Raw genomic sequence first — 14401 nt, forward strand, 5'->3', positions numbered from 1 at the left:
ATAAATATTTTGAATAAATTATTACCATATCTTATTCTATCTAATAGAATTCTTTAGTTTTTTAGATAATATAAGGAGTAAAATAATGTTTAAAAATTTACTAATCGTTTTTTCAAGTCTAATTGGACTATCATCTATCGCAATGGCCGCTGATTATAATAACTATCAAAATTCTGCTGGAGCAACCCTGCTTCCTATAATAATATTTCTAATCTTTTTTGCTATTTATATATTTATTTCTATTAGATATATTATGTCGCAACAAAGCTTGTCTAATGCTTATAGTGAAGCTAACCAAACAGATAAGATTAGTGGTGCTTGGTTTTGGACTCAATTAATACCATTATGGAATATGGTAGCTATTATTGTTTGTGTTACTAAAATATCTGAACAGGCAAAAACTTTCTCTAAGAATACTGGTGCAAAAGCAATTTACAACCCAACTTTATTTTATTGCTACTTTGGTATTAGCTTCTTATCTATTATTCCTTTAATTGGCTTAGTTGCAATTTTAGCCTCTTTTATTCTTTGGATTATATTTTGGGTAAACTTATCTTCTTCAAAAAAACAGGTTCTTGATCATATATCTCAAAAGTGTTGATTTAATGACTGAGAGTCGTTCCCTGCGAAGGCGAGAATCTTTTAAACAGTCAGGAGATCCCCGTGTCAAGCACGAGGATGACAATAGTTTTTTTATAGAATTCTTTCTATTATTGATAATGTTAAATTATAGTTTTCAATAGATTCTACAAGTAAGTCGTAAGTTATATATTTTACTGAATTAAGCTAAACATCAAAAGCCTTTGAATAAACCTCACAAAGCTCATTCATGGATTTATCTATTGATACTTTGTGCTGCTCTTTATCTAATAACTGCTGTAGCGCTTCTGTTGGAGCAACTTCTATATCTAATACAGGCTCAATTACAGATTCAAACTTAGCAGGATGTGCTGTAGCTACAATTATATAATCTTTGTTACTATCACTTTGCTTTCTAGCTACAAAACCTGTAGCTGTATGCGGACAAACAACTTCGTTATATTGTTTATAAACTTGCTTTATTTCATCCTTTATCTCAGAATCTGATACACACGTAGCTTTTACATTATTTTTGAAATTCTCATAATTGCCTAGTAGATATAATAATCTCTCAAAGTTGCTAGGATTACCTACATCCATAGCATTTGCTAAAGTCTCAACACTTGCTCTTGGATTAAATTCACCTGTATTTAAATAGTCTATGACAGTATCATTTGCATTTAAGCTCATTGATATTTCATCGATTGGAAAGCCCATTTGTTTAGCCCAAAAAGCAGCTGTTATATTACCAATATTTCCTGATGGCACGATATAGTTAGCTTTTTTACCAGTTTTTAAGTAATACTGCCAAGATGTATATGCATAATAAGTTGATTGAGGTAATAATCTACCTATATTTATACTGTTTGATGTATTTAATTTTGTCTTATCTGTCCACCAAGATGTCTTAAATGCTTCTTTCACCAATGTTTGACAATCATCAAAAACACCTTCAACTTCTACAGCCTGGATATTATCTCCCCAACAAGTTATCTGTTTTTCTTGTCTTTTAGAAATTTTACCTTGAGGAAACATTACTACCACTCTGATATTACTCTTACCATGAAATGCCGCTGCCACAGCAGATCCAGTATCACCAGAAGTCGCAACTAAAATAGTAAAAGGCTTATCACTATCTATAGAACTTAAGCAATTTGCTAAAAATCTTGCGCCAAAGTCTTTAAATGATAATGTTGGACCATGAAAAAGTTCTAAAACAGAAGTATTATCATCTAATCTTTTTAATGGCACAGCAAAAGTAAATGCATTTTCACAAATATTATCTAATGAACTTTCTAACTCATCACCTTTAAAAAATTCTCTTAATGTATTTGCAGCAAACTCAGCATAGCCTATATCTTTATCAAAATTCTGCCAACCAACAGTTGGGAATCTTTCTGGCACAAACAACCCACCATCTGGAGCTAACCCTGATTGCATAGCCTCACTTAATGAGACTTTAATATCTTTATCTCTTGTACTAATAAAATTCATTGTTATATAACCTTTACTACCCTTTCTCTAATACATACGCGCCTTTGCTACTCATAGTGCTAATCCAACTGTCAGATTTTAAGTTAAATTCATTAAATTTATTTTGCATAGCTTGAGCAACATTTGCAATATTATCTTTTGTTGCTAGTGCAAACATTGTAGGTCCAGACCCTGATATCCCACATCCAAGTGCGCCAGCATTATATGCCGCATTCTTAACATCATAAAAACCAGTAATTAGCTCTGCTCTTCTTGGTTCAACAAGTATATCTTTTAAATTATCACTTAATAAATCTAAATCTTTTGTGTATAAAGCACTTATTACTGAAGCCAAACACGCACCATGTTTAACAATTGTTGGTAGATCATATGGTTCTTTTAGAAGCTCTCTCGCTTGTTTTGTCTCAATCGATAATTCAGGACAAATTATGGCAACTTTACAATCAGCAATTGGTAATTGCACTTTTTTGCATGGTTTTGAGCTTTGTAATAAAACTAAGCCTCCATACATACAAGGTACTGCATTATCACCATGATAAGCGCCAGATATAAGGCTTTCACCATAGATCGCATAATCAACCAACTCATCATATGATAGTGGTTGCTCAAAAAAAGCATTCATAGCTACTAATGCTGCTACTGAAGATGCTGCTGATCCTCCCATTCCTGAACCAAGGGTTATACCCTTATGAATATAAACATCAAAACCTATCTTTATATTTTTATCAGTTAGGAATTTCTTAATAACAGCTGTAGCAACATTTTTATCGCTATCATATGGAAGCTTATCTGCACCTGTTGTACCAGTTATTTGCTTTATAACTAAATTATTATCATTTCTTTTAATAAGCTCTATAGTATCACCTACACCTTCTAAAGCAAAACCTAACAGATCATAGCCAACCGCAAAATTAGCACTAGTTGCTGGAGCAAAAGCTTTAGCAAAATTTACATTCGCTAATTTCATAATTATTTTTCTCTTATTACAGTTATAACATCACCATAAACACCTGCAGCAGTCACTTCAATACCAGCTCCAGCACCTTGAATAACCATTGGCTGTGTATATCTTTGGGTATTTATCATTACTATATTATCAGTACCTTTAACATTAGCAAAGGGGCTAGTTTCATTATATGCTTGGATACCAACATTCGCAGCTCCATTATTAATAGAGCCTACATAGTGTACTCCTGCTAGATCTTGCTTCTTATCTTTTATTTGATTCATTATCTGATCATTAAATGCAGGTAATTTTTCAAAAAACTCTTCGACACTACACTCTCTTAGCTCTTCTGGGACTAAATTCTCTACCGTTAGATCACCTATACTAAGGTTTAGACCTATTTCTCTAGCTAAAATTATAGTCTTTCTCGCTACATCCATACCAGATAAATCTTGACGAGGATCAGGTTCCGTATAGCCAGCATCATATGCCATTTTTACAGCATCTGAAAAGATCACACCATTATTTAACTGTGTAAATAAATAGCTTAATGTTCCAGAGAAGATACCACTAATTGATTTAACTTGGTCTCCACTTCTCACCATACTTTGTAAAGTCGCTATAAGAGGTAGTCCTGCACAAACATTTGTTTCATAGCAGAACATAGAGTCACTTTCATTAGCAACTTTTCTTAGTTCTCGATAGTAATCATAGTTACCAGAGTTCGCATATTTATTTGGTGTGACAATGCTTATACCTTTTTGTAGGAAATTAATATAACTTTTTGATACTTCTTCACTTGCAGTAGCGTCAATAACAATCTTTTTAACTGCTGAAGCACGAGACATAAATTCTGCTAATTTCTCTAGATTTACTGGCTCAATATTCTCTTCAAGTAAAGTATCTACATTTTCAAACAATAGATTCTCATATACAGTTCTCATCTGTTTTGAATTAGTTGCTCCAATAAGTATGAGATTAATACCCTTTTCATACCATTTTTGATATGTCTGCTTCATTTGTTTAATAAATTCTTTACCAATATTTCCTGCTCCAATCACAGCGATAGCAATATCATCACTTACAGTATTATAGTGGCGATGCATTGCTTGCACACCTCGAGCTTCATCTTCTGTTTTAACAGCAAAAGTAACACTTCGCTCAGATGATCCTTGGGCAATAGCATGTATGTTTATATTTGCTAATCTAAGAGAGTTTACTAATTTTGCAAGTGATCCAGTTTTTGCTCTCATACCCTCACCAACAGCAGTAATTAGTGAATGATGTTTGTGAGCAACTATCTCTTCTATAAGGTTATTTTTTATTTCATTAGCGAACTCTCTTTTTAGAGTATCTATTGCATTATCAGCATTTATACTATCTATAGCAAAGCATATAGAATACTCTGAGCTTGCTTGTGATATCATCATTACTGATATTTCTGCCTTTTCTAACGCTCCGAATACTTTAAATGATATTCCTGAGACACCAATCATCCCAGCACCTTGCACTCGAACTATAGCAACATCTGAAACACTTGTTAAACCTTTAATAAGACCTTGATTTTCATCTTTCTCAGCACAAATCTTAGTACCCGGCTCTTCAGGAGCATAACTACTTTTTATATAGATTGGTGTTCTCTCTATTGCCATTGGTGTAATAGTTAGAGGATGTACAACAGATGCTCCAAAATATGCTAGCTCTAAAGCCTCTTTATAAGTTAGCTGAGTTAAAGGTTTTGCTTCTGGTACAACTTGAGGGTTCGCACTATATACACCTGCCACATCTGTCCAAATATATAATTTTTCAGCTTGTAGTAGTTTTGCGAAAATCGCTGCTGAATAATCACTACAGTTCAAACCTAAAATAGTTCTTTTACCAAATTTATTCTGTGCAATAAATCCTGTTATAACGTAAACATCCGCAGGGTTTTCTTTTTTTATACTCTCAAGCTCTTCTAAGCTTTTCTGCCAATTTACAGTCACTGGATAGCTACGATCATTTACGATCAAACAATCAGAAGCATCTATGAAATGCGCATTTTCTCCTTTTGATTTCAAATATACTGTTAGAATGTTTGCTGACCATATTTCGCCAAACCCTAGAATAAAAAATCTTAAATCATCCGCACAGAAGTTTGTAATAGTAATAGTATTTAAAATATTTCTTATATTTCGTAAATCTCTAATAATTAAGGCTTTAATAGTTGTATCTTCTGGAGTTAACTCACTAATAATTTGGGTATGATGTTCCAAAATAGTATTAAGTGTTTCATCATAGTCACCGCCTATGACCGCTTGATCTATAGCTTTTTGTAAATTGCTAGTAGTCTTTGCTGATGCCGAAACAACAACCGTTTCGTCATGACACTCTATAATATTAGACACATTTTTTATTTTTTCTGCTGTAGCGAGACTACTTCCTCCAAATTTATGTACTATCATTGTATACCTTAAGATTTTAACAAATATTAAATTAGTTAGTTTTGTATTATACTTTATCATTAGTTTATATACACTAGTAGTTACGGAGGATTTTATGCTTAAAGTTGGTTTTATTGGTTGGCGAGGAATGGTTGGCTCTGTTTTGATGTCTAGAATGGTTGAATCAAAAGATTTTGATGACATTTCACCTACTTTCTTTTCAACATCTCAAGCCGGGCAAAATCCATCTGGTTTTATGCAAGAGTATGGAGTATTGCAAGATGCTTTTGATGTTGAGCAGCTAAGCAAAATGGATATACTACTAAGCTGCCAAGGTGGAGAATATACAAAAGATATCCATCCAAAACTTAGAGCTAATGGCTGGCAAGGTTTTTGGATAGATGCTGCATCCACTTTGCGTTTAGATGAGAATAGCACTCTAGTTTTAGACCCTTTAAACCAAAATCAGATCTCTGAGGCTATAAATAGTGGCAAAAAAGATTTTATTGGTAGTAATTGTACAGTTAGTTTAATGTCACTTGCAATAGCTGGCTTACTAAAAGAAGATTTAGTTGAGTGGGTTAACTCCAGTACTTACCAAGCTATTTCAGGTTCAGGCGCTGCAGCAATGCAAGAGTTACTAGAGCAAGCTTCTTTACTAAACAAAGCTGATAATATTAACCAAGATATTTTAACAAGAGAGAAAACTCTTCGTGAACTATCAAAAAATGCTGATTTGATACCGCAGCAAAAGACTGGTCAAACACTTGCCTATAATCTTCTACCTTGGATTGATGTTGCTATGGATAATGGCCAAACTAAAGAAGAATATAAAGCAGCAACTGAGCTTAACAAAATTCTTGATACTAAAAAAACTATTCCAGTTGATGGTGTATGTGTTAGGGTTCCTAGTCTAAGATCTCACTCTCAAGCACTAACTATAAAACTTAGAGAAAAGCTAACTATCGAAGAAATTAAACATAAGATCTCTAAAGGTAATCAATGGGTCAAAGTAGTTGAAAACAACAAAGAAGATACATTAAAAGATCTAACTCCTCAGGCAACTTCTGGAACTTTAGATATTGCTATTGGGCGAATTAAGCCGTCGCTTCTAGCTAATGATATATTTCATTGTTTCACAGTTGGTGATCAACTTCTTTGGGGTGCTGCTGAACCTTTAAGAAGAGTATTAAATATTATTAAAAATAAAGTTAAATAAAGCTATAAGGTCATTCCCATAAAGGAGGGAATCTTTCAACTGATAATGTTTATTGCAATTTCATTTATAAACTGTTCATTTAATTAAATATTGCTTTTACTCCCAAACATAACCTTTTGGAAGATCACAAGATGCAATTTTTGAATGTAATCTAAATGATTTAACATTTTTAGTTATAGGACAAGTACAATTTGCAAACTCCTTAGATCCCTTCTCATATTTACATGGCTGAGCCATACAACCAGCCACATCTATATTAGAACATACTGGACCACCTTTTGGCCCTGCTGCATCATAGGCTTTATTCATATTAAAGCTATACGTCGATATTAAATCATATCCAGGTATAAATGAAACTCTATCATCTTTTCTATTTTGAGCAGCAACATATGAACATACAGGTGCTATTTTACCTACACAGTTACCTTTTCCTCCTGGCTTACAGGTAGATAAGTTTTTACATTTAGAGCCATCTTTGCCACATACAGCAACAGTTTCATAATAAACACCTAAATTCATAATACCATCAATATTCACATAGCTTGGTCCAGTAAAAACCTTACATCTACAATTAGCTGTTTTACCATCTTTATTTACTTTACAAGGCAAACTTGGATTCTCATTCGGGTTTACTCCTGTAGGAGATGGCGGACCAGAGAAGTGACAATTTGCAAAGGTTGACTGAGGACAATATAACTGTTTAGTTTCACTTGTCACGCCGGCACCAGCCCAGGCAGAACCAGCGCTAGTAGGCCAACATGTTGTTTCACAGAATGGAGTATTACTACAGTTATCTCCACAAAAAGGCTTAACACTAGAACAAACCTGACCTGGTTTAAAAACAGGGCAGTTAAAACTTTTTGTAGTAGTTGATGAATATGAATAAATCAGAGCGAATAACAACGCCATAAGTATGGATAATCTCTTCATCTAAATAACCTTACAAATTTATAGATTAATTTGATTATATACTATTTATTTTTTTTAGAGAAAGAAATTTTTATATACTCAACTATCTCTTCCATTTTATAGCTTCTAGCCCCTTTGACTATTATTTTAGTCTCAGATAACTGAGATTTTTTTATAAAATCTAACAAGTCATTATTTAAGCTTTGCTTTGATTCATAATAACTTACTCTATGATCATCAACTTGCTTAAGCACACAATTCATCAGCTGGCTATCACCAAATAAAAATACTCTATCTAAGTTTGCTTGCTTTAACCATTGTCCCATTTCTCTATGATAATTTTCAGCCTCATCACCTAGCTCTCTCATAGAACTTGCAACAAGTATTTTCTTACCGTTAAAATCAGCCAAATCATCAATAGCTGCTTTCATTGCAGCAACACTAGCATTATAAGTATCATCAACTAAAGTTAATTTTTCTGCTATTTTTTCACTAGTAAATCGCCCCTTGTAGCTCTTGATTTTTTGAGTATTTGATAAAAATTCAGCTGGCTTTATACCTACAGCAACCACACTTGCTATAGCTAATATACTGTTAAGTAAATTATGCTTACCAATATTAGGTAACTTATAGTTATATTCTTTATCAAAGATTCTAGCTCTGACATCATAAAACTGTGATGATACTTGGTGATCTAGAAGTAAAATATCGGCAGATTTATTACTCATTGAGCAAGTTATCTTACGACAATTCAACTTATCTACATAAGTAGGAATTCTGTCATCATCAAGATTTACTATACAATAACCATCATTAGGTAGTGCTTTCAAAAGCTCACCCTTTTCTATCATAACACCATCTAAAGTTTTTAGATTTTCTAAATGACTTGCACCAACATTTGTAATCATAGCAATATCTGGCTGAATAATATTAGCCGCTGCTTTTATTTCTCCGCCAACATTTGTACCTGCTTCTACTACTGCAAAATCAACATCCTGAGGTATTTCTAATATTGTCATTGGCACACCAAGATAGTTATTAAAATTACCTTGAGTAAAATGCACCTTTTTATTTGATAAAAGAGTTACAATCATCTCTTTTACTGTTGTTTTTCCACAGCTTCCTGTTAGGGAAATTATCGGCATTTTTAATGATTTACGATATTCTTTTGCTAAAGCTCTTAAACCTTTGATAGTGTTAGCACAAACTACTTGTGGAATATCCAAATCCTGCTTCTTTGAAACCAAGAGTGCTTTTGCTCCGTTAGCAATAGCACTTGGTATAAACTCATGCCCATCACGATTAGCTACAATTGCTATAAATAAAGCATCTTGTTTTATTTCATTTGAGTTAATAGCTACTGTTCGAATTGTAATATCTTTACCGATATATTCTAAGCCTGCTTGTATCGCTAGCTGTTTTAGTGATTTGATCATCTTTTCTCCATAATCTAAAATTTCCCTTTAGGTTGACGGTGTAGTACTTTCAAGTTTATTTCTTAAGTATATCAATATATTTTCAACATTATCTTTTACATCACTATCATTAATTCTGATAACCTTTAGTCCCAGACTTTCTAAATATGTTTGTCTTACTAAATCATACTCATATTTATTATCATGGCTAGAGCTAGCTATTTCTATTACAATATTTTTATTTGGACAATAGAAGTCTACGATATAGTTTCCTATAATCTTTTGCCTATCAAAATCTAAACCTAAAAACTTTTTTGCTTTTAAGTTGATTCCAAAGCAGAACTTCTGATAAATTCCCGGTCTTGCGTAGTTCTCTTGCTCGTTGTTTTAATTTATTATTATATGGTAGTTTAAATCTCATATTTAATAAAACTCCCTTTTAAAAGTGCTACCACGACCTGCTTCGCAGCCCGCCCCTTCGACACTCGAAGGGGAATAGCCGCATTCAACTTTACACCTAATTATCACTCATATTTCAATCCCATGTTAAAACCTGAAGAGAGTGCAATCTTTAAATTATTACACTTTGCCATACCACGACTTGACCGCAGCGTCGATTTCTAAAAACTACTGTAATAATTATATAGCTGAAAAAAGAAAATCTAAAAATTTATTTTCTCAGAACCAAAAGTTACAAAACTACCAGGGTTTGAGTTAAATTGAACCGAGCTACAACTAGATAAAATCAATAAAGTAAAAAGTGACAATGTAAGCTTTTTAAGCATTATTTATTAGAGAAAAATTATATATAGAAACCATTATAAGAGAATATTAGATCAATCACAAATACCTAGAATAAATTATAAGTTTTTATAACTCTAATATTTTAAATTTAGTTATTTGGACAATTATAAACAGATCCTGTCACTGTATAATTAGTCTGTTGTGAACTATAATCAAAGTTTCCATTAAAGCTATTTCCTCCGCCGGTATTTCCTGCTTGACTAGAAATTAGTTGAATATAGTTACCGCCCATTTGTGCTGCTTCATTTCTTGCTTTATTATATGCGCCTTCTTGTAAATTATTATTTGATGTAAAGCCACCGGTAAAGAAGTTACCTTGCGTAGCCGTTACTGTATTAACAAACTTACAGTCTTTTGCCGGAGCGACTGTAGACACTTGCACCCTACTAGCAGCAGGATTTAACTGAACAGATGAGCAGCTTGCTAAAAGAATCATACTGATTGATACAGCCAATATTTTTTTATTAATCATTCTTACAGTCCTCTGTTTAAAAATTAAATTTTGCTAGATTATACATAGTTATTTATTAAACACAATATTTTTTACAGCATAAATTACTTACTAACTTTCTTTGCATAGTATTAACTAAAAACCAATATTCTTTAGCTTTAAAAAATGTTTTCTAAATCATTATTACAACAAATATCTGTAATAATTATGTCAATATCTAAACGATTATTAATGATTCTAAACTACTGCTTTAACTTATTTACCTAACCCCTATTAAGCTCTTGTAGTCTGCTTTCTATATCCCCTTCAGAAGATGAATCATAAGATTTATGATTACTCATACTGGGTTCATTAATAGCCGAGCTATAAGACCCCGTTGGATTAGCATTAGAAAAACTTATAAACGTTGTTAATAATACGATCGATAGTAATAATATTTTTTTTTATTTTTTGCATGATATACACCTAAAATGACAATTAAATTTATTTATATGATATAGCTTTTAAATTAATTAAACAGACCATTATAAGAAACATATCTTTTCCAGTATGGAAACATCTAATAAGGAAGACAAAATTAGGCTATTAAAACCATTAATAGTCAAGTTTTCTAAATGTTAATCTTGAGGTAATAAAGACATCCCAGGTATTTCATTAGCTAGATTTTTAATATGCTCACTTAGGTAGTTTACAAAAATAGCAATAGGAGATGTACTATTTACAGGACGATGATATATATAAATATTAATATCAGCAAGTTTCTTGCCCACATCAACAAAAACTAAATTGTTATTAGCTACCTCTTGATAAAGTTCAGGATAGGAGCTCATAAATATTCCAAGCGAATTTTTAGCTGCATGAATATTTAGAAAATTAGAGTCTGTTGTATATCTACAAGGCATTTTCACTTTAGTATTATCTAGGAAAGTCAAAGTATGTGTTGATCCTATCATTCTTCTATTAGATATTAAGTAATGATTTTCTAAATCATTAATATTTTTAGGATTACCTTTTTCTTTTATATATTCAGGAGATGCAAATAGTCTACATTCAAGTGAGCAGAAAGGAACTTTTATTACTTGAGGGTCATTATATTCTACTCCACTAATAATCATGTCATAATCACCATTAACTACTTTAGCAATAGAATTTGCAACATAAAGCTCCATAGAAATTTTTGGATAATCTTTTAGGAAACTTGTGATTATGTTCATTAAAGGACTAATCATAAGAACTAGTGGAATAGAAAACTTAATTTTACCACTTGGCTCATCTGACAAAGAATCAAAACACTCATGAATATTTTTGACATCGGCTAATACACGCTGACAATGTGATAAAAATATCTCTCCAGCTTTTGTTAAAAATACTTTCTTTTTAGATCTTTCAAGGAGGATAGTATTGTTTTCTGATTCTAACCAACGAACCTGTTTGCTCAATTGAGAAGTGCTTACATTTAGCTCCCTAGCAGCCTTAGAAAAACTTGAATGTTTAACAATCTCTACAAAATTTTTAATACATATTAAGTAGTTATACATGACAAACCAGATTTAGTTAATATTTACATTAAAGTAAAATATTTTAGTTTATAGTATTTTTAACAATTTCTCGCTCATCAAAATACTCTTTTACACCATTTTTATCCAAATAACATTCATGTCCCTTTCCAGCCAAAAGAATAATATCACCAGCTTCAGATTTCTCAATCGTATATTTTATGGCATCTCGACGTGATGGTATAAACTTATGCTGATTTACATTATTAAATCCTTTTTTAATATCATTAAAAATATTATCTATATTCTCAAATCGGTTATTATCTTCTGTAACGATGACTTTATCAGCATATTTCTCAGCAATTTTAGCCATCTCAGGTCTCTTTGTAGTATCCCTATTTCCACCACAACCAAAGATACTCCATAAAGTATTTTGAGAATAGTTTTGTAATGTCTGCAGGGCTTTTTCTAAAGCATCAGGAGTATGAGCGTAGTCAATCACTACTTTGACATTATTTGCTAACTCTATGACTTCCATACGCCCCTTTACAGACTCTATATTTTCTATATTTGATATACAGTCCCAATCTAGCACACCATCTAATGATGCAAAGCTAAGACCTAAATTCATTAGATTAAAATCTCCAAGTAGCTTAGTAGTATACTCGCCTACAAGCCGTCCATTAAAAAACATCTCAAAATTAGTTCTAATACCTTCAATGGATTTAGGTCTTATATACAGATCTGCATACTCGTTTTTAAGACTAACAGTGATAATAGGTATTTCGATCATATTACAAAGCCTACAACCATAATCATCATCTATATTTATAACTGCTTTTTTTAAGCTCTCAAATTGAAATAGTTTAGCCTTTGCCTCAAAGTAGTTTTGCATAGTCTTATGGTAATCAAGATGTTCATGACTAAGGTTACTAAAAACTGCTATATCAAAATCTAACCCTTTAACACGTTTTTGATCTAATGAATGAGAGGAGACTTCCATTACTAAATTTTGAACATTATGGTGAAATTCAGAATGACTTTTATAATTATTACAATGATCAGAAATAGTATGATACAAAGATAAAATATCCAGTGTAGTATGAGAGCTTTCTTTTAGGTCAGGGTAAATGCCATTACCATTTGTACCTAACAGTAATGTTTTTTGGTAGTTTAAGTCTAGAAGTTGAGCAATATAATTAGAAATTGAGGTCTTACCATTTGTACCAGTTATACCTATTATATTTTTTGGTTTTCTATAGTCATAAAACCATATTGCTAAACTTGCAAGTTTATTTTTCAAATCTTCGACGTAAAAAACTTTATCACCATCCTCAAATTCGACGCTATCAGTTAAAACTAGATTAACTCCTTTAGAAATAACAGTATCAATATACTTATTACCATCAGTAGCTTGACCTTTTAGAGCTATAAAAGCCGACTCACTACCACATTTACGACTATCCAAATATAAGGATTGAATTTTAAAATCACTCTTAGATAAGTTTTGAATGCCAAGAAATTTCAATACTTGATTTAAATTTTTCATTTTATTTTTTACCGCAAAAAAACACATTGTGGCAAACTATTGTCAAAGCCATTGAATCAGTAGCTATAACTATTTGAGCTTGCGAGTTTTGTAGGCATCAATTGACTTACAATAAAAGTAAACATCTGCTAAGTAAGTTTATGAAACCTTTTAAATTATTTACTTCTTAAAGGCCGGAAAACCTAGCTTTTCTCTAGCACTATAATATTCCTTAGCAACTTCTAAAGCTAACTTTCTAACTCGCAAAATATAACCTTGTCTCTCTGTAACAGATATTGCATGACGAGCATCTAATAAGTTAAAAGTATGAGATGCTTTCAAGACAAATTCATAAGCAGGAATAGGAAGATTCTTCTCAACTAAACGATAGCCTTCTTTCTCTAGCAAATCAAACTGTTTAAATAACTCTTCAACATTTGCCTCTTCAAAGTTATAAGTAGACATCTCAACTTCATTTTGCATAAATACATCACGGTAATATAAAGGCCCATTCTGAGTATTTGCCCAAAGTAAGTCATACATACTATCAACATTTTGGATATACATTGCAAGACGCTCAAGGCCATAAGTGATTTCACCCATCACAGGTTTACACTCTAGTCCACCAACTTGTTGAAAATATGTAAACTGTGTAATTTCCATTCCATTTGACCATACTTCCCAGCCAAGTCCCCAAGCACCTAATGTTGGCGACTCCCAGTTATCTTCAACAAAACGAATATCATTTTCTAAAGCATCTATACCAAGCTCTTTTAGAGAACCTAAATAAAGCTCTTGAATATTATCTGGTGATGGCTTCATTACAACCTGATACTGATAATAATGTTGCGTACGGTTTGGATTCTCACCATAGCGACCATCTGTAGGTCTTCTTGAAGGCTGGACATACGCAGCTGTCCATGGCTCTGGACCTATTGCTCGTAGAGTTGTCGCTGGGTGAAAAGTACCAGCTCCGACTTCCATATCTAATGGCTGAATAATAGCACATCCTTTAGATGCCCAATAATGATGTAACTTTAAAATAATTTCTTGAAATGTAAGCATACTAATTAAAAATTTCACATAACTATAATTTTGTAAAAGATTCTACCATATTTGGATGTTAATAAATATTAT

11 protein-coding genes and 1 pseudogene are annotated in these 14401 nt (G+C 32.2%); 2 read left to right on the top strand and 10 right to left on the bottom strand.

All coding sequences use genetic code 11. The annotated features are described in order from the left end of the window. Positions 1 to 85 precede the first annotated feature (85 nt). Positions 86 to 601 carry a hypothetical protein gene (locus tag F3D62_RS04450; RefSeq protein ID WP_150467045.1) on the top strand — a complete coding sequence of 172 codons (516 nt, stop codon included), beginning with the start codon at positions 86 to 88 and terminating at the stop codon, positions 599 to 601. A gap of 185 nt (positions 602 to 786) precedes the next feature. Here the strand turns inward: F3D62_RS04450 and thrC are convergent, their stop codons facing one another. Genes thrC through thrA form a run of 3 tightly spaced genes read right to left on the bottom strand, consistent with a single transcriptional unit; the run spans position 787 to position 5463 of the window. Continuing rightward, a complete protein-coding gene (gene thrC / locus F3D62_RS04455) occupies positions 787 to 2073 on the bottom strand; it encodes a threonine synthase (RefSeq protein WP_150467046.1) in 1287 nt (428 codons plus the stop codon). 16 nt (positions 2074 to 2089) lie between these two features. Beyond that, the gene (locus F3D62_RS04460) at positions 2090 to 3040 is read right to left on the bottom strand and encodes a homoserine kinase (protein WP_150467047.1); all 951 of its coding nucleotides are present in this window, start codon (positions 3038 to 3040) and stop codon (positions 2090 to 2092) included. Positions 3041 to 3042: 2 nt separating this feature from the next. Continuing rightward, entirely contained in the window at positions 3043 to 5463 is a 2421-nt protein-coding gene (thrA, locus tag F3D62_RS04465; protein ID WP_150467048.1) for a bifunctional aspartate kinase/homoserine dehydrogenase I, read from the bottom strand. 94 nt (positions 5464 to 5557) lie between these two features. Here thrA and asd point away from each other — a divergent pair, with 94 nt between their 5' ends. Continuing rightward, entirely contained in the window at positions 5558 to 6661 is a 1104-nt protein-coding gene (gene asd / locus F3D62_RS04470; protein ID WP_150467049.1) for an aspartate-semialdehyde dehydrogenase, read from the top strand. Positions 6662 to 6757: 96 nt separating this feature from the next. Here asd and F3D62_RS04475 read toward each other — a convergent pair whose 3' ends face one another. The 7 genes and pseudogenes from F3D62_RS04475 to glyQ form a co-directional block, all read right to left on the bottom strand. Beyond that, positions 6758 to 7591, bottom strand: coding sequence for a hypothetical protein (locus tag F3D62_RS04475; RefSeq protein ID WP_224732636.1), 834 nt, complete (start codon positions 7589 to 7591; stop codon positions 6758 to 6760). Positions 7592 to 7632: 41 nt separating this feature from the next. Further along, positions 7633 to 9006, bottom strand: coding sequence for a UDP-N-acetylmuramoyl-tripeptide--D-alanyl-D-alanine ligase (locus F3D62_RS04480; RefSeq protein ID WP_150467050.1), 1374 nt, complete (start codon positions 9004 to 9006; stop codon positions 7633 to 7635). Positions 9007 to 9033: 27 nt separating this feature from the next. Beyond that, positions 9034 to 9406: pseudogene (locus tag F3D62_RS13135) on the bottom strand (endonuclease domain-containing protein). 471 nt (positions 9407 to 9877) lie between these two features. Further along, a complete protein-coding gene (locus F3D62_RS04490) occupies positions 9878 to 10261 on the bottom strand; it encodes a DUF4156 domain-containing protein (RefSeq protein WP_150467051.1) in 384 nt (127 codons plus the stop codon). A 596-nt stretch (positions 10262 to 10857) separates the two neighbouring features. Continuing rightward, entirely contained in the window at positions 10858 to 11778 is a 921-nt protein-coding gene (locus tag F3D62_RS04495; protein WP_150467052.1) for a LysR family transcriptional regulator, read from the bottom strand. A 43-nt stretch (positions 11779 to 11821) separates the two neighbouring features. Then, complete coding sequence (locus tag F3D62_RS04500; RefSeq protein ID WP_150467053.1) at positions 11822 to 13285, bottom strand: UDP-N-acetylmuramoyl-L-alanyl-D-glutamate--2,6-diaminopimelate ligase; 1464 nt, start codon at positions 13283 to 13285, stop codon at positions 11822 to 11824. Positions 13286 to 13444: 159 nt separating this feature from the next. Further along, on the bottom strand, positions 13445 to 14329 hold the full coding sequence (gene glyQ, locus F3D62_RS04505) for a glycine--tRNA ligase subunit alpha (protein ID WP_150467054.1): 885 nt from the start codon (positions 14327 to 14329) through the stop codon (positions 13445 to 13447). Between the last annotated feature and the right edge of the window lie 72 nt (positions 14330 to 14401).

It is taken from the genome of Francisella sp. SYW-9, assembly GCF_008711465.1.
GTDB lineage: Bacteria > Pseudomonadota > Gammaproteobacteria > Francisellales > Francisellaceae > Francisella.

Excerpts from the sequence above, each read along its gene's own strand:
- thrC (WP_150467046.1), bottom strand. The coding sequence starts at position 2,073 with ATGAATTTTATTAGTACAAGAGATAAAGATATTAAAGTCTCATTAAGT.
- F3D62_RS04475 (WP_224732636.1), bottom strand. The coding sequence starts at position 7,591 with ATGAAGAGATTATCCATACTTATGGCGTTGTTATTCGCTCTGATTTAT.
- F3D62_RS04460 (WP_150467047.1), bottom strand. The coding sequence starts at position 3,040 with ATGAAATTAGCGAATGTAAATTTTGCTAAAGCTTTTGCTCCAGCAACT.
- F3D62_RS04490 (WP_150467051.1), bottom strand. The coding sequence starts at position 10,261 with ATGATTAATAAAAAAATATTGGCTGTATCAATCAGTATGATTCTTTTA.
- glyQ (WP_150467054.1), bottom strand. The coding sequence starts at position 14,329 with ATGCTTACATTTCAAGAAATTATTTTAAAGTTACATCATTATTGGGCA.
- F3D62_RS04495 (WP_150467052.1), bottom strand. The coding sequence starts at position 11,778 with ATGTATAACTACTTAATATGTATTAAAAATTTTGTAGAGATTGTTAAA.
- thrA (WP_150467048.1), bottom strand. The coding sequence starts at position 5,463 with ATGATAGTACATAAATTTGGAGGAAGTAGTCTCGCTACAGCAGAAAAA.
- F3D62_RS04450 (WP_150467045.1), top strand. The coding sequence starts at position 86 with ATGTTTAAAAATTTACTAATCGTTTTTTCAAGTCTAATTGGACTATCA.
- F3D62_RS04500 (WP_150467053.1), bottom strand. The coding sequence starts at position 13,285 with ATGAAAAATTTAAATCAAGTATTGAAATTTCTTGGCATTCAAAACTTA.
- asd (WP_150467049.1), top strand. The coding sequence starts at position 5,558 with ATGCTTAAAGTTGGTTTTATTGGTTGGCGAGGAATGGTTGGCTCTGTT.
- F3D62_RS04480 (WP_150467050.1), bottom strand. The coding sequence starts at position 9,006 with ATGATCAAATCACTAAAACAGCTAGCGATACAAGCAGGCTTAGAATAT.